The organism is Intestinirhabdus alba, assembly GCF_009711095.1.
Classification (GTDB): Bacteria; Pseudomonadota; Gammaproteobacteria; order Enterobacterales; family Enterobacteriaceae; genus Intestinirhabdus; species Intestinirhabdus alba.
In genome coordinates this window covers 45854-69070 of record NZ_WMJZ01000023.1, presented here as the reverse complement: position 1 = coordinate 69070, position 23217 = coordinate 45854, and the positions used below count along the sequence as shown (strand labels likewise).

Genomic DNA, 23217 nt, shown 5'->3' with positions numbered 1-23217 from the left:
TGTAAGCCCGCAAAGTTAAGTAGAATCCGCCGCGACCGGAGACAATCAACGAGGTGTATCATGCAGAATAACACGATGGAAGCTCGCCTGGCCGAGCTGGAGAGTCGCCTGGCGTTTCAGGAGATCACCATTGAAGAGCTGAACGCGACGGTAACAGCCCACGAAATGGAAATGGCGAAACTGCGCGAGCATCTGCGTCTGCTGACGGAAAAGCTGAAAGCCAGCCAGCCGTCAAATATCGCCTCACAGGCCGAAGAGACGCCGCCGCCCCACTATTAATAAGCGAAAAAAAGCGGGTTTTTTACCCGCTTTTTTACGTCCACTGTTTTCCGGCCGATGCGCGCCGCCCTGAGGGCTTCACGTCACGGTAAGGCGTTGGGCTTATGCAACCTCTGACGGACAATCAGAGCGAGGCAGCGCAGCCAACGCCGCCGGAAAAACGGCAGGGATTAGTGACAGCCGCAGCCGCCGTTGCCGCCGCAGCCACCTTTACCGTGCTCATGACCGTGGCCGTGACCGCCGCAGCAGCCGTCGTGGCCATGCTCGTGATCGTGGTCATGATCGTGCGCGCCGTGAACGTGGCCGTGAGCCAGCTCCTCTTCGGTCGCTTCGCGGATCGCCACAACTTCCACGTTAAATTTCAGATTCTGACCCGCCAGCATGTGGTTGCCGTCAACCACAACGTGATCGTCTTCCACTTCGGTAATTTCTACCGGTACTGGCCCCTGGTCAGTTTCCGCCATGAAACGCATACCAACCTGCAGCTCATCAACGCCCATAAAGACGTCTTTCGGCACGCGCTGCACCAGGTTTTCATCATATTGACCGTAAGCGTCGTTCGCGCCAACGGCAACGTCAAATTTGTCGCCAACGTCATGACCTTCCAGCGCCGTTTCCAGGCCAGAGATCAGGGAACCATGACCATGCAGGTAGTCCAGCGGCGCACTCACCGGAGACTCATCAACCAACACACCGTCTTCTGTACGTACCTGATAGGCCAGGCTGACCACCAGGTCTTTTGCTACTTTCATGATATCTCCTGAGCATGGGAAGAATAGTGGCGCAGATTGTAGCGGAATTCTGCACCTGTGTACTCTTTAGCTTAAAAAAACCTGCGGCATATCGCTAGTCCGGATGAAAAATCCCGATAACCTGCTCCTCTTTGCGAACGTGCTCGCGAACGGCCTTATCGGCCTCGCGCATCTGATGGCCGCACTTAACGCACTCAACGATATCGACATTATTCTCCCGCCACATCGCCAGCGTATCCTGCGCCTGGCAGGCCGGACATTTTGCGCCGGCAATAAAACGTTTACGAATTGCCATATTTCACCTCTACTCAAACTCATCCCAGCCGTCGGGCTGGTGTCGCTCCTGCTGCATTTCACGCTGGAAAATCTCCTCCAGCTCGCGCCTGGCCTCCCTGGCGCGGGAGACCTGCACCGTATCGGCATGCATTGGGATCAGCTCCCGCAGCATGCGCATGTCCAGCCGCCGAAAATGCAGCTGCGCCCGCTGGGCCTGGTGCGGATGCATACCTAACGACACCAGCGTCTTACGCCCCAGTTCCAGGGCGCTGGAAAAGGTTTCGCGGGTAAACTCCGTCACGCCCGCCTGCAGCAGCTCATGGGCCTCCACGCGGCCCCGCGCCCGGGCGAGAATATGTAAATGCGGAAAATGCTGCTGACAGAGTTCCACCAGCTTCATGGTGTCCTCCGGCTCGTTACAGGTGATGACAATGGATTCGGCCGCGTCCGCCCCGGCCGAACGCAGCAGGTCCGTCTGGGTGGCATCACCGTAATAAACCTTATAACCATAGCGGCGCATCAGGTTGACGGTGCCAATATCGCGCTCCAGCACGGTGACGCGCATTCGGTTAGCCATTAACAGCCGGCCGATCACCTGCCCAAAGCGCCCGAAGCCCACCACAATCACCTGCGGCTTGTCGTCCTCCACCCACGGCTTTTCGTCCTCATCGTCCGGTCCGTTAAAGGAGCGGGAAAACCGCCTGTCGATCAACTTCAGCAACAGCGGCGTGGTCATCATCGACAGCGTGACGGTAACCAGCAGCAACGCCATCTGGTCGCCCTGAAACAGCCGCTGGGAAGAGGCGGTGGAAAAGAGCACGAAGGCAAACTCCCCACCCTGGCTCAGCACCGCGGCAAACTGCATCCGCTCTGAGTTTCTGATGCCGTTGAGCCGCGCCAGCAGGTGCAGCACCAGCATTTTAACGGTCACCAGCGCGATCACGCTGGCCGCCACCCACGGCAGATGGACGTAAAGCACCCCAAGATTCAGCGACATGCCGACGGAAATAAAGAACAGGCCGAGCAGCAGCCCCTTAAAGGGGTCAATGGCGGTTTCCAGCTCGTGCCGGTATTCGCTCTCCGCCAGCAGCACTCCGGCGAGAAAAGTCCCCAGCGCCATCGACAGCCCCAGCGCGTCCATAAATAGCGCTGAGGCGAGCACCAGCAGCAGCGCGGCGGCGGTAAAGACTTCACGCACCCCGGAAGCGGCGATAAAGCGAAATACCGGACGCAGCAGATAGCGACCGCCGAGCAACATCCCCGCAAAGGCCAGCACCTTCATGCCCACCTTCATCCAGTCAAAATGCTCATCCGCCGTGCCGACCAGCAGCGGCACCAGCGCCAGCGCCGGGATCACCGCCAGATCCTGAAACAGCAGCACCGAAAAGCCCAGCTGTCCGGACTCGCTGCGGTTCATCCCCTTTTCCCGCATCAGCTGTAGCGCCATAGCGGTCGAAGACATCGCCAGGCCGATTCCTCCCACCAGCGCCGCCTGCCAGGAGAAGGCCGTCAGCATCAGCAGCCCCGCCAGCGCCGCCGTGCTCAGCAGCACCTGAGCGGCCCCGACGCCAAAGATGGAGCGTCGCAGCTGCCAGAGTCTGGAGAGATTCAGCTCCAGTCCGATAATAAACATCAGAAAGACCACGCCCAGCTCGGAGAAATGGAGGAGCTCCTCAACGTCGCTGATAAACCCCAGCCCCCAGGGTCCGATGGCGATCCCCGCCAGCAGATAGCCCAGAACAGGGCCGATACCCAGCCGCGCCGCCAGCGGCACCGCGGCCACCGCCGCAAAGAGAAACAGCACGCCGGCCAGCAGTAAATCCGATCCTTCCATCAGCGGCCTCCCGCAGGAAGCGGATTGGCAAGCCATTCACCGTACGCCCTGGCATGGCGGGCCAGCGCCTGCTGGCTCTGCCGCCTGGCCCGAAATAGAACAACAGGGGGCAGCCAGTGCATACGGCACATCGCCGCCGTCAGTTCAAACGGGCGCAGCACATCGCTCATCGAAGAGGGATTCCGCGCATCATAGCGCCAGGCGCTCTCCGGCTCGCCGGTGGTGATCGCGCTTCGCCAGTACTTTCCCGCCAGTTGTCCCCCTCCCGGGCCGCTGGCAAAACCCCGGCTCAGCACCCGGTCAAACCACTCCTTAAGCAGGGCCGGACAGCTCCAGGTATACAGCGGATGCTGAAACACAATGACCTGATGCTCGCGCAGCAGCGCCTGCTCGTGGGGAATATCGATAAAAAAATCAGGATAGTGCGCGTAAAGATCGTGCACGGTAACGTTGCTGAGCTGTGCGGCCGGCTTAAGCAGTACCCGGTTGGCGACCGAGTCCTGTGATTCCGGATGGGCATAGAGCAGCAAAACGCTTGCTGGCTGAGACATCATCCCCTCCCGGTTATGTCTTTTACATATTGACGCTTCATCTCTCACTCTGCCTCCGCGCTCGCGCTTACGCCATCTGGATGCAGCCTGAATGATTTTGTGTAACGTCGCCGTTTTAGGCTACCATGACGCCCGGTGCGGCAGCCTGCCGCCCACTACATTATCATAAAGATAAGTTAACATAGTCAGAACATACGGCACCTTATGATTGTTTTCTCCTCGTTACAAATTCGTCGCGGCGTGCGCGTCCTGCTGGATAGCGCCACCGCCACCATCAATCCGGGCCAGAAGGTCGGCCTGGTGGGCAAGAACGGCTGCGGGAAATCAACCCTGCTGGCGCTGCTGAAAAATGAGATCGCCGCCGACGCCGGTGAGGTGACCTTTCCCGGCGGCTGGCAGCTGGCCTGGGTCAACCAGGAGACGCCCGCCCTGCCCCAGCCGGCGCTGGAGTATGTGATTGACGGCGACCGTGAATACCGTCAGCTTGAAGCCCTGCTGAATGACGCCAACGAACGTAACGATGGAAACGCCATCGCCGCTGTCCACGGCAAACTTGACGCCATCGACGCCTGGACCATCCGCGCCCGCGCCGCCAGCCTGCTGCACGGTCTTGGTTTTAGCAATGAACAGCTGGCCCGCCCGGTCAGCGACTTCTCCGGCGGCTGGCGTATGCGCCTTAACCTCGCCCAGGCGCTGATCTGCCGCTCCGACCTGTTGCTGCTTGATGAGCCGACCAACCACCTCGATCTCGACGCCGTGATCTGGCTGGAAAAATGGCTGAAAAGCTATCAGGGCACGCTGATCCTGATCTCGCACGACCGGGATTTTCTCGACCCGGTGGTCGACAAAATCCTGCATATCGAACAGCAGACGATGTTTGAGTACACCGGCAACTACAGCGCTTTTGAGATTCAGCGCGCCACCCGCCTTGCCCAGCAGCAGGCGATGTACGAAAGCCAACAGGAGCGCGTGGCGCATCTGCAGAGCTACATTGACCGCTTTCGCGCCAAGGCCACCAAGGCGAAGCAGGCCCAGAGCCGCATCAAAATGCTGGAGCGCATGGAGCTTATCGCCCCGGCGCACGTTGACAGCCCGTTCCACTTCAGCTTCCGCGCGCCGGAGAGCTTGCCGAACCCGCTGCTCAAGATGGAGAAGGTCAGCGCCGGCTACGGTGAGCGGGTCATCCTCGGGTCCATTAAGCTCAACCTGGTGCCCGGCTCGCGCATTGGCCTGCTGGGCCGCAACGGCGCGGGGAAATCAACGCTGATCAAGCTGCTGGCCGGCGAGCTGCCTCCGGCGAGCGGTGACATCGGTCTGGCCAAAGGTATCAGGCTGGGCTACTTCGCCCAGCACCAGCTGGAGTATCTGCGCGCCGACGAGTCGCCGCTGCAGCATCTGGCGCGTCTGGCACCCCAGGAGTCGGAGCAGAAGTTGCGCGACTACCTCGGCGGCTTCGGCTTTCAGGGCGATAAGGTCAGCGAAGAGACCCGGCGTTTCTCCGGCGGCGAGAAGGCCCGCCTGGTGCTGGCGCTGATCGTCTGGCAGCGGCCGAACCTGCTGCTGCTTGATGAACCAACCAACCATCTCGATCTCGATATGCGCCAGGCGCTGACCGAGGCGCTGATTGAATTTGAAGGGGCACTGGTGGTGGTATCGCACGACCGGCATCTGCTGCGCTCCACCACCGACGACCTCTATCTGGTTCACGACGCCAGAGTCGAACCCTTCGACGGCGACCTGGAGGATTACCAGCAGTGGCTGAGCGACGTCCAGAAGCAGGAAAGCCAGCCGGATGACGTACCGAAAGAGAACGCCAACAGCGCCCATGCGCGCAAGGATCAGAAGCGCCGCGAGGCGGAGCTGCGCACCCGCTCCCAGCCGCTGCGTAAAGAGATCGCCCGGCTGGAAAAAGAGATGGAGAAGCTGAACGCCAGCCTCGCCGAGGCGGAAGAGAAGCTGAGCGACAGCGAACTCTATGACCAGAGCCGGAAAGCGGAGCTGACGGAGTGCCTGCAGCAGCAGGCCAGCGCCAAATCCGGCCTGGAAACCTGTGAAATGGCCTGGCTGGAGGCGCAGGAGCAGCTTGAACAGATGCTGGCCGAATGACGCCCGGCGCAGAGATTTCAACCCCGAACGGCGCGAAACGCCTGAGCGGACGTTTACCGAGGGAAGGTCTCGCTGCGCTCGTCATGACGGGCGTTCATAACGCCGGCCCGTTCTGCGGACGGTGTCCGGGTTTCACATGGCAAGCAAATAGCCTGGCAGGCCAGGCCCTAACTTCGGGAACAGAACCATGACTCCGTCGATCACCGACGATATCACCTTCCGCAAGCTGACCATCTTTATGACCTTTATGGAGAAGGGAAATATCGCCCGGACGGCGGAAGCGTTGGATATCAGCAGCGTCAGCGTACACCGGGCGCTGCACACCCTGGAAGAGAACGTGCGCTGCCCGCTGTTTATCCATAAGGGCCGCAACCTGATCGCCCAGCCGGCGGCCCTGACCCTGCTGGAGTACTGCCAGGAGGTCACCCAGCTGATGGCCCGCGGGCTGGAGGAGACACGGAAAACGGCGGGCGTCGGTCAGGGGCGGCTGCGGGTGGGCACGCTCTATTCGCTAACCCTGGAAACGGTGCCGCATCTGATTATGGGCATGAAGCTGCGCCGCCCGGACCTGGAGCTGGATCTGACGATGGGCTCCAACGAGACCCTGTTGGCGATGCTGGAAGAGGGGTCGCTGGACGCGATTCTGATCTCGGTATCGGAAAGCGAAATCGACCACAACAGCCTTGAGCTGCTGCCGCTGTTTCACGACGACATCTGGCTTGCGGCCCCGGCGACGGCCACGCTCGATACCTCTTCCCCCGCCGATCTGCGCGACTACCGGGAGCAAAAGTTTGTCTCGCTGGTGGAGGGATTCGCCACCTACGCCGGCTTTCAGGAGGCGTTTCACGTTGCCGGATTCGATCCGGAGATCGTCACGCGGGTCAACGATATTTTTTCGATGCTCAGCCTGGTACAGGCGGGCGTCGGCTTTGCCCTGATGCCGGGGCGCATGAAGAAGATGTACGAAAACTCCGTGCAGCTGCTGAAGCTGGCCCAGCCGTACCAGATGCAGCAGCAGATCGCCATCGTTTTTGCCCGCAACCGCGAGCGCGACCCGAATATGCTGGCGCTGGCCGCTGAGGGGCGCATGTACGCCCGGAGTCTTAATCAGAACGCCTGATGCGCCGCCGGACCCGGACGGGTAGCATTACGCCCTGAGCCGCTGCGCCAGATGGATAGCAACGTCAATACCGCTGCGATCCAGCGAAATCGACTCGCCTTCCCAGGCGGCCTGCCGCGTCAGGCAGGTCAGCACGCCGCCGGGCGGCATTTCAATCGCCAGCCGCGCCTCGCGCTCATTAGCGGAAATTACCGCCTCCTGCCAGCGCACCGTCCGGGCCATATTCATCGCCAGATCGTCGGCGATTCTTTCCGGCTGCCACAGCACGCGCCCGGTGCTGCCGCTGAGGTAAGCGTAGCGCGGACGACTGAGGGTTACGCGGCTGAAGGCCTCCACCAGCGTCTGGGCCGGTTCGGCCAGCAGCTCACAGTGCGACGGCACGCTGACCGCCAGCCGAGGAGCCTTGCTGGCACCCTTCGCCAGCGCCCGCTTCGCCACCTCCGCCATCTCCTCGTCGGCACCGGCAATCACGATCTGGGTCTCGGCGTTCAGGTTGGCGATCCAGGTTTTGGTGCCGGCCATCAGCGTCTCCACCTGCGACAGGGTCAGCCCCATAATCGCCGTCAGGCCATAGCCGTGCGGATACGCCTGCTCCATCAGATCGCCGCGCAGGGCCACCAGCTTGAGGGCGTCGGTAAAATCCAGCGCCCCGGCAACCACAGCCGCCGGATAAGCGCCGATGGAGAGTCCGCTGACGATATCCGGGGCCACGCCGCGACGCTCCAGCTCGCGCGCCCAGGCCACGCCGGCAATCAGCAGCGAAAGCTGCACCGCCCGGGTATGCCGCAGTGATTCAGGGGTGTCCAGCGCGTCGGCGCTGGCTCCCAGCACCTCCCGCGCCTGCGCCAGCTCCGTTCCCGGCAGATTTTGCAGCATCCCCGGATGCTGCGTTCCCTGCCCTGGAAAGGTAAACAGAATTTTCATTTACTCCTCCCTGTTCCACGGGTCGCTAACCAGAAGCGGCCCCCGCGAAGTTTTTAACAGTGCTTTGCCATCCCGCAGCCACTCCGCCAGAGCAAAGGCACCGCGAGGGGTTTCAACCTGAGTATCCGCCCGGCAAAGGCCACCCGACAGCCGCTGTTGCCACTGGGCAAGCGGCTCGCGGGGCAGGACTTCCGGCGCGCGGATCAGCAGATCCAGATCGCTGGCCGCATGGATAGCAGGAATACCGGTCGCCAGCGCATAGCCCGTGCTGCCGCCGATGCCCCAGCGCCACGGCCACGCCCGCTGCGCCAGCAGCAAAGCCGCCTGAAGCGGCGGCTGGGAGATAAAGGGCGAGCGCAGCAGAACCTGCGGGTCAACCAGCGACTCCGGCGTGCAGACGCGGGTCACCGCTTCCGGTTTCACCCAGCCTGCCGCCCGCCGATCGCGGCGCAGACCGCGCACGCCAACGGGAATGCGCCCGGACTCGTCAACGTCACGCCGCACTACCACCGGCAGGCCGGTATGCCATATCTCATCCACCCAGGATTCGGCGATACCTTCCAGCGCGTCGCGCGCGTTAAGCCAGATCAGATCGTGCGGTCGTAACGTGAGGTTCATAATTACATACCTGAGGTCAGGGAGATAAACAGCGGCAGCGACAGGATACACAGCACCGAGCTTAGCAGCAGCACCGCTTCCGCATCAGGTGACTGTACGCCAAAGCGGTTACCGAACACCACGCCGAAGAAGCCAGCGGACAGCGCGATCATCAGGATTGCGGTAATCGCGACGGAGCCGTGCAGGCCAAGAATCAGCACGATACCCCAGGCGATGGCCGGCTGAATCAGCAGCTTGGCGATGGTCGAGGTGATCACCATGGTGTTGATTTTCAGCTTACGGGCGGAGAGGATCACCCCGGTCAGGAACAGCGCGGCGGCGGTGGCGGCGAGGCCCAGCGGCTTAATGGCGGCCAGCACCAGATCCGGCATTTTGATGCCGATAGCGGAGAGGATCACCCCCAGCAGCGGCCCCATGACGATCGGTTTCTTAATGGAACGCCACATCAGCACCGGCAGCATGGAGAGCGTGGAGCCGCTGTTGTTGCCTTCGGCGCGCGCTTTTTCACGCTCCAGGATCAGCAGGCAGAACGGGGTCATCAGCACGGAGCCACAGGCGATGGAGACGGCCACCGAGAGCGACGTGGAGGGGCCTTCGCCCAGCACGCTGCCAAGGATCGGCAGACCCAGCGCGGCGTAGTTCGGCAGCGCCACGGTCAGGGTCAGCACCGCCGCATCCTGGGGAGATTTTTTAAATACGCCGGTGGCGAGGAAGTAGATGATGGCGTAGGTAATCCACATCGCCAGCGTCAGCACCAGAATCAGCGGGGACTGGGCAAGGATGCCGGTCCACGGAGTTTGTACCGTTGCGCTGAACAGCGCGGCGGGCAGCGCAAAGTCCATCACAAAGATATTGAGCAGTGAAACATTCTTGTTATCAACCATCTTTGCCTTACCCGCCCAGAATCCCAGCAGCATAATGACAAAAATAGGTGCAAGTGCATGAACAATCACGTAAGTCATAGGTCACCTGTAGTTAAAAAAATAGCGTTGGTGCGATGTTTATTATTGTTCAGATTCGCTCTTTAACGTGGGCGCAGCGAGCGCGCCCACCAAGAGTGAAACCCGGCAGGTCTCTTTTTTACTTACCAGCTTGCCCGCATCCGTTCGCGAACCAGGGCGGAGCTGTGGCGGTTGTCAGCGCCCAGGCGGCTTTTCAGCGTTGGGTCCTGACGCGCGTCGTTGATGGCCTGCTGCAGGGTGGTTTTCACCTGCGCCAGATCGTCTGCGGAAGGCGCATCCGGGTTACTGATGTTGAGCAGCGTCTCCAGCAGCCCCAGGGTGGCGTAGTTGCTGATGTCATAGGCCATTGGCGGAATGGTCGCCGCCAGTTTTTCCAGCGCGTCAACGGTACGCAGCGTAATGCGCGCCGCGGACTCTTTCCCCATCGCGTGGATCAGCACACCCTGGTCGTTAAAGGCGATCAGGCGGTTAGCCTGGTAGCCGTGCGCCAGGAACGCGCCGGACATAGCTTTACCCACGATCAGGCCAATCACCGGGTGACCGGCCAGCCGTGCGTTGGCGTAGGCCGCCGCGGCTCCGGCCAGCGCCTGGTGAATACCAAACGCCTCTTCACGACGACCGTAGGCCTGGCTGGGCACGTCAATTACCGCAATAATCGGGCGCTTAACGGCTTTGTCCGCGTCGGCGGCGACGGTTTCGCTGACCACTTTGGCCAGGGTCCAGCCTTCCAGCAGACCCACTTCACCCAGCGCGGCGCGCGGGTAGTGGTTATTCGCATCGGGAACCACGGCAATGAAACGCACCGTTTCTCCGTTAATTTCGCCATCCGCCGCCTGAACGGAAGGGCAAAGCCCTGGCAGACGGGTAGCGTTAGGGGCGAGCGTTTCCAGCCATAATTCGCCACGGCTTACTGAGCGAGTCATCATTTCACCTCCCGGGCAAAAAGCGCTTTAATTTGTTCGGTATCGGCCTGTTTCTGAGTATCAAAATGGCTCAGGCGATCGAGATACCAGTCGTAGTTGTCGGTGCGATGTTGCGCCGGCACGCCTTTGGCGATGGCGTCGTTTACCGCCTGTTTCACCGCGTTGACACCGTCGTCGACCAGCGCGTCCACAAGGCCGCTTTGATAGCGGATTTCCCCGCCGGTCATGCTCCAGATAAACGGACGGTCGCGAGAGTCATACTCTTCAATGCCCGCTTCCTGTTCGATAACCTGCGGACCGTTCAGGCCAAGACGCGCTTCGCGGGTGACGATTAAGTAGCTGCACAGCCCCGCGGCGATAGACATCCCGCCGAAGCAGCCGACGGTGCCGGCAACGATGCCAACCACCGGCGTGTAGCGACGCAGATCGACAATCGCCGCGTGAATATCGGCAATCGCCGCCAGGCCGAGGTTGGCCTCCTGCAGACGAACGCCGCCGGTTTCGAGGCTCAGTACCGCCTGAGTGGGAATGCCGTTGCGGTTATCTTCCGCCGCCAGCTCCAGCGCCGCCGCCATTTTGGCACCGGACACTTCGCCCATGCTGCCGCCCTGGAAGGCACCTTCAATCGCCACCACGACCGCCGGCTGGCCGTTGATGGTGCCTTTAGCGACCACCATGCCGTCATCCGCCTGTACAACGATGCCCTGCGGCCCCAGCCACGGGGAGACGATCCCCTCAAACGGGTCCAGCAGTTCGCGGTAGCTGCCCTCATCCAGAAGCGCCTGCGCGCGCTGACGCGCTTTTAATTCGATAAAACTGCGGTCATCACGCATAGCTCACCTCTTCAAATACCTGTTCGATACGGATGCGCGCCACGCCCGGCGTAGCACCAAAGTCGTGAATCGTCAGCCGACCGGCCGGCAGGCTGCTGACGGTCTGCAGACGGTTAAACAGCGCTTCCCAACGGCCGCGGCTGTTGTCAACGGAGGTGGTAATTTCAATGGTCAGCGTCTGCCCCGATTCAGCGGTAAACAGCACCTCCATATCGCCGGAGCCAACAACCCCTGCCAGCGCCTTGCCGCTTGAGGCGCGGCTGGCAGGCACAGTTAATGTAATTTTTTCCATAACATCCTCTTAATTCGCTATGTAAGGCGTTTCGATGCGGTCAAGGAACAGCGTGGCGGCAAGCAGGTCGGCCGCGCCGCCGGGCGATGCGTTAAGCGCCAGCATCCGGCGATCCAGCTCGGCCAGGGCCGCTTGCCCCTGCGGGCTGGCGCTGCCGCCGGCGCTGAGCACCGCGTGGGCACCGGCCTGCATCGCTTCCAGCCCTTCCAGCCCGGCGCGGGAGAGCACGCAGGTATCGCTCAGGGAGGTCATAATCGCCATCAGCGCGTCGAGCCTGGCGTGAGTCTCGCTGCCGCCGTTCAGCCGGCTTAGCCGCAGCTGCGGCAGAGCGTGGCGCATCACATGCGGAAACGCCTGCTGTGCCTCTTCGCGAGCGCCCGGCACCCGGTAGCGGTGCGTGGCGCGCAGCCCTTTACTAAAGACCTTCGGCGCGGCGGGGTCCGGCAGCTTCGCCAGCTCCGCCGCCACGTTGGCGATCTGCTGCGCATGGCCCGCGCCGCCGAGCATTGCCACGGCGCTCACCAACAGCCCCAGCGCCCAGATCGCGCCGCGGTGGGTGTTCACCCCGCCGGTGGCCGCCATCATTTGTCGTTCACCTTCCCGACCGAGCCGCCCAATGGTTTGTCTGAGCGCAACGTCCGCCGGACGCTGCCAGCTTTGCTGCGCCAGCGCCTGAAACGTGGGGGTCAGGCTGTGCGCAGAGCGCTCCATCAGCGCAAGCGACAGATCGTGATGCGCGCCATTCCCCCGACTGTCCACCAGACCAGGCTTAGGGCTGAGTCGCGCTTCGTCTATCAGACACTGGGTGGCGGCTCGCGCCAGCCATTCAGCGCCGCCTTCGGCCTGAATCCGGGACAGTAGTTTCATTACCAGCTCCGGAATTTCGCAGGTGGGTTGTAAAGCCCGCCGGACCATTCGACCAGCTCGGAGACGCTGCCGGCCGCCAGCAGAGAGCGGGTGGCGTCGGTACGGCGGATGCCCATATCTTCCGGGTAGAGCACTTTGCCGCTCTGGCGCAGTTCGGCTACACGTTTGGCGTCAACGCCCAGGCCGATGTCGGTAATACCGGCTACGGCAGCGACCATTGCCCGGCGTTCTTCCAGGTCTTTTGCCCGGTAGAGGTAGGCAATACCTTCCTCGGTCAGCACGTGGGTAACGTCATCGCCGTAGATCATCACCGGTGCCAGCGGCATACCGGAAGCTTTGGCAACCTCAACGGCGTCCAGTTTCTCCACGAAGGTTGGCTTCACGCCCGCCTGGAAGGTTTCCACCATCTGCACGACGAGTTTTTTCCCGCGCTGCATCGGATCCGGCTCGGTGATCATGTTCAGCCACGCCGGCGTGGCGTGACGACGGCCGTGCGGGTCATGACCCATATTCGGCGCGCCGCCGAAGCCGGAAAGACGGCCGCGGGTCACGGTAGAGGAGTTGGCGTAGCCGTCAACCTGCAGGGTAGAACCGATGAACATATCCACCGCATACTGGCCCGCCAGCTGGCAGAAGGCGCGGTTAGAGCGCATGGAGCCGTCAGCACCGGTGAAGAAGATGTCCGGACGGGCGCGGATATACTCTTCCATCCCCAGCTCGCCGCCGAAGCAGTGCACGCTCTCAACCCAGCCGCTCTCAATCGCCGGGATCAGCGTCGGATGCGGGTTCAGGGTCCAGTGCTTACAGATTTTACCCTTCAGGCCCAGCTGTTCGCCGTAAGTAGGCAGCAGCAGCTCAATGGCGGCGGTATTAAAGCCGATACCGTGGTTCAGCGACTGCACCTGGTGTTCAGCGTAGATGCCTTTGATCGCCATCATCGCCATCAGGATATGTTCCTGCTTGATCAGGCGCGGGTCACGGGTGAACAGCGGTTCAATAAAGAACGGCTTGTCGGCCACCACCACAAAGTCGATCCATGAGCCGGGGATATCTACGCGCGGCAGGTCGGTCTCATCGTCCACCAGCTCGTTAACCTGTGCGATAACGATGCCGTCGTGGAAAGCCGCGGCTTCAACCAGCGCCGGGGTATCTTCGGTGCTTGGTCCGGTGTAGAGGTTACCTTTACTGTCGGCTTTAAAGCCGGCGATCAGCGCCACGTTCGGTGCCAGGTCAACGTACAGGCGAGAATAAAGTTCGATATAGGTGTGAATCGCCCCAATTTCGAGCTGCCCATCTTCCAGCAGCTGCGAAATACGCAGGCTCTGAGTGCCGGAGAAGGAGAAGTCCAGCTTGCGGGCAATGCCTTTTTCAAAAATATCGAGATGTTCGCTACGCCCGACGCTCGGCATAATCATGTGCAGGTCGTGCACAATTTGCGGGTTGACTTCAGCAAGCGAGCGGGAAAGAAAGTCCGCCTGCTTCTGGTTATTCCCTTCCAGTACGACTCTGTCGCCTGGCGCCAGCAGTTTTTCCAGCATAGCGACGAGGTCGCCAGTTGGCAGAACCTTGCCCTGCACCGGGACGGAAGCCAGACGACGCTGCTTCTCAGTGCGTCGCGTATTCCATGACCGGGTCGGTGTTTGCCCAGATAACATTATTAACCTCCTGATTCAGCACATCTTTTGATTGCTTACGTTGAGTAAAGTTTGCGCTATGACAGGCAACCTATCAATTAAGCGTAGAGGAGTATTGTTAGCCTGAGAGTAATAATTTCGGTAAGTTTTTGTGACAGAGATCAACATACATGGCAGAGAGAAAATCGCCGGATAATGATCCGGCGCAAAGACAGGCTCTGGCGATCGCGTTACGTCAGTCAGCGCTGCGCCGCCAGCCGCTGGCGGATCTGTTCGAAGTGCTCGCAATGATAAAGCCTGCCGTCAAGAAAACGGGTTTTCAACTCGCCCTCCCGCTCTCCGGCCCAGGTTTGCTCATCGTACAGGCGCAGCTCCCCCTGCTCATCGCGCGCCACGCGCAGCAGGCCGCGGGCGGAACGCTTCAGGCCGTTATCAGTTTTCGGCTCTTTAAAGATAGTCCGTCCTGCGCCATTCACCTCCCCCCAGGTGGCCTTCATCGCAAAACCAAAGGTGTCGCGGGTAGTGTACTGGTAGGTAAAAGAGCCGACGCCGAACACCACATTTGAGCTGGCAAAGCCCTTTGCCGCCAGGCGGCGCAGGATCTCGTTTGCCCGTTCCAGGGTGATGGAGTCGCCATAGATCAGCCCGACGTGCGGATCGAGCACCTTATAGCCTTTATCGTTGATGCTGCCGCCGAACAGCTCCCACAGCACCTCCACAGAGCCTTTCTCTTCGGCGCTGCGCTCCGGCCTGAGGTCGTCGTCCGCCGCCGTCCCACAGAGGATAGCCACCGGATCGCCGCTGTCCGGGCGAAACACCACCCGCCCTTCGCGGGCCATAATCAGCGGCTTCAGCTCGCGCGCGTACTCCGTCAGCACCCGCCAGTAGTCCCAGGTATCGGAAACAATCGATATAAAGCCCTGCGGATAGAGATCGACGATCAGCCGCCGGAACGTCTCAATTTCGTGTTCGCGTTCGCCCATACACATCACGCTGTGCTCGGTGGCCGGAATGCCGGCACCAATAAAGTAGTCCCCGCCGTCGGTGTAGTAATCGCGCACGTAGTGCAGCGACGGAATGCTGTCGGTGCCCTTAAAGCTCAGCAGATGCCCGCCCCCCGCCTGCATCGCGTCCTGCAGGCCAGACATCCCGCGAAAGGAGAAGTCATGACACTGAAAATCAAGATGCGCCAGATCGCTACAGGTTTGCTCCGCCCAGCGGGCGCAGATTTTGCGGTAATGGTGGGCGATGGTGGCGTTAGTGGAGGCCTTCCACAGTTCCGCCGACAGCACGGTTTCCAGGTAGTTGACCAGCCAGAAGAACGCCGGCTTTGTGTTGACGATGGTTAACACCGGCACCGCCATCGGCACCTTGCTGCCCTCGTCCAGCGCCTTAATATGCAACGGCAGGTAGCCCAGGCGGTGCAGATCGCGAATATGTTCAACGGCAACGGCGTCGCGCCCCAGATAGCCGTCCATCAGCCGCTTATATTCATCCACCACCTCGGCCTCCGGCCGGGCGAAAAAGGCGTCGTGAAACAGATCCACCAGAAACCACTGTATAAAGCCCTGCAGGCCAAAAAAGACCAGCCTGCCGTCCGCCAGCGGCGAGCGAAAGAAGCGATCGCTGCGCGGCGTAAAGTTGGCGTATACGCGGGTGGTTCCCGCCGGATACTGCACGCGGTGAGACACTTTGTAGCCATCAATGGCCAGAATGGGGTTTATCTTCATGATTTTCTCTCCCTCAGGCGCGGTAAATTGCGTCAACGTCGATAAGTTCAAGCTGCGGATGCGCCAGGGTCGGCGCGGCGAAAGAGGTAGTGGTCCAGACGGCGTCAATACCGTTCTCCAGCAGATGCGCCACGCCTCTGGAGAAAATGCCGTGGGTAACATACAGGCTGACGCTGCGGGCACCGGCGTCGCGCAGCACCTGGGCCGAACCGATAAAGGTGCCGCCCGCATCGCACAGGTCATCGACAATCAGCAGATCCCGCCCCTTTACCGCGCCCGCCATCAGCGTAAAGCCGGAAAGCTTGCCGCTCGCCACATCGCGCCGTTTGCTGAGAATGGCATACTCCCCGCTCCCCGCCGCTCTGGCGACGCCGTCGATTTTTTTCAGCGCGCCGGCATCCGGCGCGACCAGCATCAGCGCCTGCTGCGCAAACCGGCGGCGCAGGGTCGCGCTTTGCATCAGGCAGCGGTGCTGGGGGATCGCCACCAGGTTATCAACCACGGCGGCCGCCTCGCTGTGCGGATCGAGCACTTTCACTTTGTCAAACCGCAGGGTATTGAGCAGGCTGGCAAAAACCTTCAGCGCCAGGCTGTCTCCGGCGACCATATGTCGATCCTGTCGCGCCCACGGCAGCCAGGGCAGTTCCAGGTGGCTGACCAACACGTCGGTACGATGGCGCACCGCCTCCACCAGCTGCGCCAGCAGCATAAAGTCGTTCATATCGCCCATGGCGACGGCGCGGATGCGCATCAGCCGGGCAGAGGAGGGCAGCGGGTCGATCACCTTCAGCCATACCGCCCCGTCCGGAAAAACACCATGAGCGATCGCCAGCGGGCGCTCATCGAGGGTTAAGGTCAATTTTTCAGTCATGGGTCCTCCTGCCTTTAATTGTGTCTATGAGACACAATTAATAATGTCCTTGTGACACTAAATTGGCAAGCAAAATGATGCTTTTTTATCAACATAAGCTAATCCTTTAATTATATTGATGAAAAAACGCCACTTGCCGCCCCCTCACGGACTGGTACACTGTGCAACGTTCCGATTCTCTGCGAGAAGCCTATGACTACCGAAGCCGCCTATCTGAAGCAGTACGACGCCAGCCGCTTTCCTGCGCCGCTGGTCACCGTAGACAGCGTGCTGTTCACCCTGCACCAGCAGGCGCTCTGCGTACTGCTGGTTGAGCGGGCGCAGCCGCCCCAGGAAGGGCGCTGGGGGCTGCCGGGCGGCTTTATCGATATGGCCCACGACGACTCCACCCGCGCCACCGCGCTACGCAAACTGACGGAAAAAACCGGGATCTCCCCCGCCTGGCTGGAGCAGCTGGACACCTTTTCCGGACCGGATCGCGACCCGCGCGGCTGGAGCCTGACCGTCGCCTGGTTTGCCCTTATTGCCTGGGCAGACTGCCAGCCGCGCATCACCAGCGTCAGCGACGCCCGCTGGGTGCCGGTGGGAGCGCTGGGCGACTACCCGCTCGCCTTCGATCACGGCGAGATCGTTGCCGCCGCCCTGCGCCGGCTGCGGCAAAAGACGATGTATTCACTACTGCCCGTCTACTGCCTGCCGGACACCTTTACCCACGGACAGCTGCAGGAGGCGACCGAAATTGTTCTCGGCCAGCCTATCCAGCGTAAAAGCCTGATTCGCCGTTTTGAGGCTTCGGGCATGTTTGAAGAGACCGGCGAAAGCCTGGCGACCGGCGCGCGCAAGGCCCGGCTGTGGCGGCGCAAGCCCGGCGTCGACATTCACCTTTTTTCACGCAACCTGCTGGCCGATTAGCGGTAAAGTCCGATATTGGCTAACCTGCGCCCGCGTCGCGCGGTATAGTATTTGTTCTTGTCCGCTTATTATCCTGGAACTATGCCTGAGATTACCCCCACAGAAATAGCCCCGCCGGCCCACGATTCGCACGAGTTTCGCCCCCTGCGCGGGTTTGCTAATCGCCATCTGCAAACGATGCTGCCGCGGCTGCTCCGCCGCCGGGTGAAGTTTAAGGCCCACTGGCAGCGCCTGGAGTTACCCGATGATGATTTTGTCGATCTGGCCTGGAGCGAAGATCCACAGCAGGCCCGGCATAAGCCACGGCTGGTGGTTTTTCACGGGCTGGAAGGCAGCCTGCGCAGCCCCTATGTTCACGGCCTGATCCACGCGGCAAAGGCGCGCGGCTGGCTCGGAGTGGTGATGCATTTTCGCGGCTGCAGCGGCGAGCCAAACCGCCAGAAGCGGATCTATCACTCCGGGGAAACCGGAGACGGCAGCTGGTTTCTGCACTGGCTGCGGCGGACCTGGGGGGTCGCGCCAACCGCGGCGGTCGGCTATTCGCTCGGCGGCAATATGCTGGCCTGTTTGCTGGCCCAGGAGGGCAAGGAGACGCCCGTCGACGCGGCGGTTATTGTTTCCGCCCCCTTTATGCTGGAGCAGTGCAGCTATCACATGGATAAGGGGTTCTCGCGGATCTATCAGCGCTACCTGCTTAATCTGCTGAAGGCCAACGCCGCCCGCAAGCTGAAGGCCTGGCCGGATACCCTGCCTGTCAGCCTGCAGCAGCTCCGGCGCGTGCGGCGTATCCGCGAATTTGACGATCTGATCACCGCCCGCATTCACGGTTTCGCCGACGCTATTGACTACTACCGCCAGTGCAGCGCCATGCCGCTGCTCGGCAGGATCGCCAAACCGACGCTGATCATCCATGCTAAAGACGATCCTTTTATGGATCATCACTCGATTCCGGCCCAGGATCAGCTTCCCGCCAACGTGCACTACCAGCTGACCGAACGCGGCGGCCACGTTGGCTTCGTCGGCGGTACGCTGCGACGGCCGCAGATGTGGCTGGAGAGGCGGATCCCCGACTGGTTAACCCCCTATCTGGACGGTGTAAAATGATTATTCCCTGGCAGGAGCTGGCCCCGGAGACGCTCGACAACCTGATTGAAAGCTTTGTATTGCGTGAAGGCACCGATTATGGTGAGCATGAACGAACGCTTGTACAGAAGGTTGCCGACGTCAAGCGGCAGCTGAAAAGCGGCGATGTTGTGCTGGTGTGGTCCGAACTGCACGAGACGATCAATATTATGCCGCGCGGCCAGCTTCACGTCTGATCTCTACCACTTTCCAGCCAGGAGTTGCTATGTCCGCCAGACATCCGGTAATTGCGGTAACAGGTTCCAGCGGCGCGGGAACCACCACCACCAGCCTCGCGTTTCGTAAGATTTTCGCCCAGCTGGGCCTGCGCGCGGCGGAAGTGGAAGGCGACAGCTTTCACCGCTATACCCGTCCGGAGATGGATATGGCGATCCGCAAAGCGCGCGACGCCGGGCGGCATATCAGCTACTTTGGCCCCGAGGCCAACGACTTCGGCCTGCTGGAGCAAACCTTCGCCGGCTACGGCCAGAGCGGCAGGGGCCAGGCGCGAAAATATCTGCACACCTATGATGAAGCGGTGCCGTGGAACCAGGTACCCGGCACCTTTACCCCGTGGCAGCCGCTGCCGGAGCCCACCGACGTGCTGTTTTACGAGGGGCTGCACGGCGGCGTTGTCACGCCGCAGCACGACGTGGCGCGCCATGTCGATCTGCTGGTGGGGGTGGTGCCCATCGTCAACCTTGAGTGGATCCAGAAGCTTACCCGCGATACCAGCGAGCGCGGCCACTCCCGGGAGGCGGTAATGGACTCCGTGGTTCGCTCAATGGACGACTACATTAACTTTATTACCCCGCAGTTCTCCCGGACCCATATTAACTTTCAGCGCGTGCCGACCGTGGATACGTCCAACCCGTTCGCCGCCAGAGGCATTCCCTCGCTGGACGAAAGTTTTGTGGTGATCCACTTCCGCAATCTGGAAGGCATCGACTACCCCTGGCTGCTGGCGATGTTACAAGGTTCATTCATTTCCCACATCAATACATTAGTGGTGCCGGGGGGCAAGATGGGTCTGGCGATGGAGCTGATCATGCTGCCGCTGGTGCAGCGGCTAATGGAAGGAAAACAGATCGGCTAAGGACGGCGGTTTCAGCGCCGTCCGGCAACGTCTAGGCGACGATAACTTCATACGAGTGGGTAATGTTTACCGCTTTTTCCAGCATCAGCGCCACGGAGCAATACTTCTCCGCCGACAGATCGACCGCGCGCGCCACGGCGGCGTCCTTCAGATCGCGACCGGTGACCACAAAGTGCAGGTTGATATGGGTAAACAGCCGGGGCGCTTCCTCGCGGCGCTCGGAGGTCAGCTTTACCTCGCAGTTGGTCACCGACTGGCGGCCCTTTTGCAGAATAGAAACGACGTCGATGGCGCTACAGCCGCCGGCGGCCATCAGCACCATTTCCATCGGGCTGGGTGCCTTGTCGCCGGAGTTACCGTCCATCATGATCTGATGTCCGGAAGCGGACTCCCCAAGGAAGGTTAACCCCTCAACCCACTTAACGCGCGCTTGCATATTTTGTCACTCCAGTGTTGCATTTTTCCCGACAGATTACGCGCCTGCGTTAAATCTCGCAACGGAAGGCGACCTGCGTCATGCTGAAGCGAGACACCAGGAGACACACGGCAAAAGCTATGCTAAAACAATCGGGAAGCTACGGTAATATATTGACGTTCTGCCTATATGCAGAGGAGATCACATTACAGGCTGCAGCGCTTTTTTGACAGCCCCTTCCCAGGTAGCGGGAAGCATATTTTTGCAACCCCGGAGCCACGTCGTATTTGCTTCGGAGACAGCTTATAACAGAGGATAACCGCGCATGGTGCTTGGCAAACCGCAAACAGACCCGACTCTCGAATGGTTCTTGTCTCATTGCCATATTCATAAGTACCCGTCAAAGAGCACGCTGATTCACCAGGGTGAAAAAGCGGAAACGTTGTATTACATCGTTAAAGGCTCAGTGGCAGTGCTGATCAAAGACGAAGAAGGGAAAGAGATGATCCTTTCTTATCTGAATCAGGGCGATTTTATTGGCGAACTGGGCCTGTTCGAAGAGGGCCAGGAGCGCAGCGCCTGGGTTCGGGCGAAAACGGCCTGCGAAGTGGCTGAAATCTCCTACAAAAAATTCCGTCAATTGATCCAGGTGAACCCGGATATTCTGATGCGCCTCTCCTCCCAGATGGCGCGTCGCCTGCAGGTGACCTCGGAAAAGGTCGGCAACCTCGCTTTCCTCGACGTTACCGGCCGCATCGCCCAGACGCTGCTGAACCTGGCGAAACAGCCCGATGCCATGACCCACCCGGACGGAATGCAGATTAAAATTACCCGCCAGGAGATTGGTCAGATCGTGGGCTGCTCCCGCGAAACCGTAGGCCGTATTCTGAAAATGCTCGAGGATCAAAACCTGATCTCCGCGCACGGTAAGACCATCGTCGTTTACGGCACCCGTTAAACCATCGGAGCGGCGCGCCGTCCGGCGTGCCGTTTTATCTCACCGATGTGGCGCAGGCTGATTTATCACCCGGAGATCAACTACGCACTACGCCAGACGCTGGTGCTGTGCTTACCCGTGGTTATCGGCCTGCTGGCAGGCCAGCTCCATCTGGGCCTGCTCTTTTCTCTTGTTCCCGCCTGCTGCAATATCGCGGGCCTGGATACGCCGCACAAGCGCTTTTTTAAACGTTTAATTATCGGTGCTTCGCTGTTCGCCGGGTGTAGCCTGGTGGTGCAGCTGCTGCTGGCCCAGGCGGTGCCGCTGCCGCTGATCCTCTCCGGGCTGGCGATGATCCTTGGCGTCACCGCCGAACTGAGCGCGCTGCACGCCCGGCTGCTGCCCGCCTCGCTGATCGCCGCCATCTTCACCCTGAGCCTGGCGGGCAACATGCCCGTCTGGGAGCCGCTGCTGATCTACGCGCTGGGCACCCTGTGGTACGGCCTGTTCAACTGGTTCTGGTTCTGGCTGTGGCGTGAACAGCCGCTGCGCGAATCCCTTAGCCTGCTGTACCGCGAACTGGCCGCCTACTGCGAAGCCAAATACAGCCTGCTGACCCAGCATATCGATCCGGAAAAGGCGCTGCCGCCGCTGCTGGTACGCCAGCAGAAGGCGGTCGATCTGATCACCCAGTGCTATCAGCAGATGCATATGCTCTCGGCGCACCACAGCGCCGACTACCGGCGTATGCTGCGCGTCTTTCAGGAGGCGCTGGATCTCCAGGAGCATATCTCCGTCAGCCTGCATCAGCCGGAAGAGGTGCAGAAACTGGTAGAACGCAGCCACGCCGAAGCGGTGATCCGCTGGAACGCCAGGACCGTCGCCGCTCGCCTGCGCGTGCTGGCCGATGACATTTTGTATCACCGGCTCCCGACGCGCTTTTCCATGCGCAAGCAGATCGGCGCGCTGGAAAAGATCGCCAATCAGCACCCGGAAAATCCGGTTGGCCAGTTCTGCTACTGGCACTTCAGCCGCATCGCTCGCGTCCTGCGCACCCAGCGACCGCTTTACGCCCGCGATCTGATGGCCGACAAGCAGCGTCGGCTGCCGCTGCTGCCGGCGCTAAAAAGCTATCTCTCGCTTAAATCACCGGCGCTGCGCAGCGCCGCGCGCATCAGCGTAATGCTGAGCATCGCCAGCCTGATGGGCAGCGCTCTGCAACTGCCCAAGCCCTGGTGGATTTTAATGACCATTCTGTTCGTTACCCAGAACGGCTACGGCGCAACGCGGGTGCGCATTCTGCATCGTTCGGCGGGCACGCTGGCGGGGCTGGTGGTGGCGGGGGTGGCGCTGCACTTTCATATCCCCCAGGGCTACACGCTGGCGCTAATGCTGATAATCACCCTGGGAAGCTATCTGATCATTCGTAAAAATTACGGCTGGGCCACCGTCGGCTTTACGGTGACCGCCGTGTATACCCTGCAGCTGCTGACCCTCAACGGCGAGCAGTTTATTATTCCCCGCTTTGTCGATACAGTGATAGGTTGCCTGATTGCCTTCGGCGGCACCGTCTGGCTGTGGCCCCAGTGGCAGAGCGGCCTGCTGCGTAAAAACGCCCACGACGCGCTGGAGGCGGACCAGCAGGCTATCCGCCTGATCCTCAGCGACGACCCGCAGGCCACTCCGCTGGCGTATCAGCGAATGCGGGTTAACCAGGCGCACAATACGCTATTTAACTCCCTGAACCAGGCGATGCAGGAGCCGGGCTTTAACAGTAATTATCTGGATGATATGAAGCTGTGGGTCACCCACAGCCAGTTTATCGTCGAGCATATTAACGCCATGACCACCCTGGCGCGCGAGCACACCATGCTGACGCCGGAGCTGGCGCAGCGCTATCTGGAATCCTGTGAAATTGCCCTCCAGCGCTGCCAGCAGCGGCTGGAGTACGACGGACCGGGCAGCACCGGTAACGTGCTTGAATCATCTGAACCGCTGTCCCACGGCCCGTTAAGCACGCTGGAGCAGCACCTGCAGCGGGTGCTGGGCCATCTCAACACCATGCATACTATCTCGTCGGTGGCCTGGCGTCAGCGTCCGCACCACGGCAACTGGCTCAGCCGACGGCTGCGTGGCCCAGGCAGCGGATAACGACACCGGCCA

Annotated in this window: 24 protein-coding genes; 9 read left to right on the top strand and 15 right to left on the bottom strand. The window is 60.8% G+C overall.

Going from position 1 to position 23217, the window contains the following annotated elements:
- The first annotated feature begins 60 nt into the window (after positions 1 to 60).
- Positions 61 to 279, top strand: coding sequence for a protein SlyX (locus GJV78_RS16160; protein WP_155109299.1), 219 nt, complete (start codon positions 61 to 63; stop codon positions 277 to 279).
- A gap of 170 nt (positions 280 to 449) precedes the next feature.
- Here the strand turns inward: GJV78_RS16160 and slyD are convergent, their stop codons facing one another.
- From slyD to kefG, 4 genes are all read right to left on the bottom strand, one after another.
- Complete coding sequence (gene slyD, locus GJV78_RS16155) at positions 450 to 1031, bottom strand: peptidylprolyl isomerase (RefSeq protein ID WP_155109298.1); 582 nt, start codon at positions 1029 to 1031, stop codon at positions 450 to 452.
- A 94-nt stretch (positions 1032 to 1125) separates the two neighbouring features.
- Positions 1126 to 1326, bottom strand: coding sequence for a YheV family putative zinc ribbon protein (locus GJV78_RS16150; RefSeq protein ID WP_155109297.1), 201 nt, complete (start codon positions 1324 to 1326; stop codon positions 1126 to 1128).
- Positions 1327 to 1335: 9 nt separating this feature from the next.
- Complete coding sequence (gene kefB / locus GJV78_RS16145; protein WP_155109296.1) at positions 1336 to 3141, bottom strand: glutathione-regulated potassium-efflux system protein KefB; 1806 nt, start codon at positions 3139 to 3141, stop codon at positions 1336 to 1338.
- Positions 3141 to 3692 carry a glutathione-regulated potassium-efflux system ancillary protein KefG gene (kefG, locus tag GJV78_RS16140; RefSeq protein WP_155109295.1) on the bottom strand — a complete coding sequence of 184 codons (552 nt, stop codon included), beginning with the start codon at positions 3690 to 3692 and terminating at the stop codon, positions 3141 to 3143. The genes kefB and kefG overlap by 1 nt, the downstream gene beginning before the upstream one ends.
- A gap of 204 nt (positions 3693 to 3896) precedes the next feature.
- Here kefG and GJV78_RS16135 point away from each other — a divergent pair, with 204 nt between their 5' ends.
- On the top strand, positions 3897 to 5798 hold the full coding sequence (locus GJV78_RS16135) for an ABC transporter ATP-binding protein (protein ID WP_155109294.1): 1902 nt from the start codon (positions 3897 to 3899) through the stop codon (positions 5796 to 5798).
- 187 nt (positions 5799 to 5985) lie between these two features.
- A complete protein-coding gene (locus GJV78_RS16130; RefSeq protein ID WP_155109293.1) occupies positions 5986 to 6918 on the top strand; it encodes a LysR family transcriptional regulator in 933 nt (310 codons plus the stop codon).
- A 27-nt stretch (positions 6919 to 6945) separates the two neighbouring features.
- Here the strand turns inward: GJV78_RS16130 and mdcH are convergent, their stop codons facing one another.
- The 10 genes from mdcH to prs form a co-directional block, all read right to left on the bottom strand.
- Positions 6946 to 7842, bottom strand: coding sequence for a malonate decarboxylase subunit epsilon (gene mdcH, locus GJV78_RS16125; RefSeq protein ID WP_155109292.1), 897 nt, complete (start codon positions 7840 to 7842; stop codon positions 6946 to 6948).
- The gene (locus GJV78_RS16120) at positions 7843 to 8460 is read right to left on the bottom strand and encodes a malonate decarboxylase holo-ACP synthase (protein ID WP_155109291.1); all 618 of its coding nucleotides are present in this window, start codon (positions 8458 to 8460) and stop codon (positions 7843 to 7845) included.
- Between the two features lie 2 nt (positions 8461 to 8462).
- Positions 8463 to 9422: an AEC family transporter gene (locus GJV78_RS16115; RefSeq protein WP_155109290.1), complete on the bottom strand. Its 960-nt coding sequence runs from the start codon at positions 9420 to 9422 to the stop codon at positions 8463 to 8465.
- A gap of 122 nt (positions 9423 to 9544) precedes the next feature.
- Entirely contained in the window at positions 9545 to 10345 is an 801-nt protein-coding gene (gene mdcE, locus GJV78_RS16110; protein ID WP_155109308.1) for a biotin-independent malonate decarboxylase subunit gamma, read from the bottom strand.
- Entirely contained in the window at positions 10345 to 11178 is an 834-nt protein-coding gene (locus GJV78_RS16105; RefSeq protein WP_155109289.1) for a biotin-independent malonate decarboxylase subunit beta, read from the bottom strand. The genes mdcE and GJV78_RS16105 overlap by 1 nt, the downstream gene beginning before the upstream one ends.
- A complete protein-coding gene (mdcC, locus tag GJV78_RS16100) occupies positions 11171 to 11470 on the bottom strand; it encodes a malonate decarboxylase acyl carrier protein (protein ID WP_155109288.1) in 300 nt (99 codons plus the stop codon). The genes GJV78_RS16105 and mdcC overlap by 8 nt, the downstream gene beginning before the upstream one ends.
- 9 nt (positions 11471 to 11479) lie before the next feature.
- Positions 11480 to 12337, bottom strand: coding sequence for a triphosphoribosyl-dephospho-CoA synthase (locus tag GJV78_RS16095; protein ID WP_155109287.1), 858 nt, complete (start codon positions 12335 to 12337; stop codon positions 11480 to 11482).
- Positions 12337 to 13992: a malonate decarboxylase subunit alpha gene (mdcA, locus tag GJV78_RS16090; protein ID WP_155109286.1), complete on the bottom strand. Its 1656-nt coding sequence runs from the start codon at positions 13990 to 13992 to the stop codon at positions 12337 to 12339. The genes GJV78_RS16095 and mdcA overlap by 1 nt, the downstream gene beginning before the upstream one ends.
- 218 nt (positions 13993 to 14210) lie before the next feature.
- Positions 14211 to 15701, bottom strand: coding sequence for a nicotinate phosphoribosyltransferase (locus tag GJV78_RS16085; protein ID WP_155109285.1), 1491 nt, complete (start codon positions 15699 to 15701; stop codon positions 14211 to 14213).
- A gap of 13 nt (positions 15702 to 15714) precedes the next feature.
- Positions 15715 to 16572, bottom strand: coding sequence for a ribose-phosphate diphosphokinase (gene prs / locus GJV78_RS16080; protein ID WP_155109284.1), 858 nt, complete (start codon positions 16570 to 16572; stop codon positions 15715 to 15717).
- A 192-nt stretch (positions 16573 to 16764) separates the two neighbouring features.
- On the opposite strand from prs, the gene GJV78_RS16075 reads away from it, so the two are divergent.
- From GJV78_RS16075 to GJV78_RS16060, 4 genes are all read left to right on the top strand, one after another.
- Positions 16765 to 17484 (top strand): NUDIX hydrolase, encoded by a 720-nt coding sequence (locus GJV78_RS16075; RefSeq protein WP_155109283.1) that lies wholly within the window; start codon positions 16765 to 16767, stop codon positions 17482 to 17484.
- An 81-nt stretch (positions 17485 to 17565) separates the two neighbouring features.
- Positions 17566 to 18588 carry a hydrolase gene (locus GJV78_RS16070; RefSeq protein ID WP_155109282.1) on the top strand — a complete coding sequence of 341 codons (1023 nt, stop codon included), beginning with the start codon at positions 17566 to 17568 and terminating at the stop codon, positions 18586 to 18588.
- Positions 18585 to 18803 (top strand): YheU family protein, encoded by a 219-nt coding sequence (locus GJV78_RS16065; RefSeq protein ID WP_155109281.1) that lies wholly within the window; start codon positions 18585 to 18587, stop codon positions 18801 to 18803. Before GJV78_RS16070 ends, GJV78_RS16065 begins: the two co-directional genes overlap by 4 nt.
- A 29-nt stretch (positions 18804 to 18832) precedes the next feature.
- Entirely contained in the window at positions 18833 to 19702 is an 870-nt protein-coding gene (locus GJV78_RS16060; protein WP_155109280.1) for a phosphoribulokinase, read from the top strand.
- Positions 19703 to 19733: 31 nt separating this feature from the next.
- Here GJV78_RS16060 and GJV78_RS16055 read toward each other — a convergent pair whose 3' ends face one another.
- Positions 19734 to 20138: an OsmC family protein gene (locus GJV78_RS16055; RefSeq protein WP_155109279.1), complete on the bottom strand. Its 405-nt coding sequence runs from the start codon at positions 20136 to 20138 to the stop codon at positions 19734 to 19736.
- A 304-nt stretch (positions 20139 to 20442) separates the two neighbouring features.
- On the opposite strand from GJV78_RS16055, the gene crp reads away from it, so the two are divergent.
- Positions 20443 to 21075: a cAMP-activated global transcriptional regulator CRP gene (crp, locus tag GJV78_RS16050; RefSeq protein ID WP_000242758.1), complete on the top strand. Its 633-nt coding sequence runs from the start codon at positions 20443 to 20445 to the stop codon at positions 21073 to 21075.
- A gap of 45 nt (positions 21076 to 21120) precedes the next feature.
- Entirely contained in the window at positions 21121 to 23205 is a 2085-nt protein-coding gene (locus GJV78_RS16045; RefSeq protein WP_155109278.1) for a YccS/YhfK family putative transporter, read from the top strand.
- Positions 23206 to 23217 lie beyond the last annotated feature (12 nt).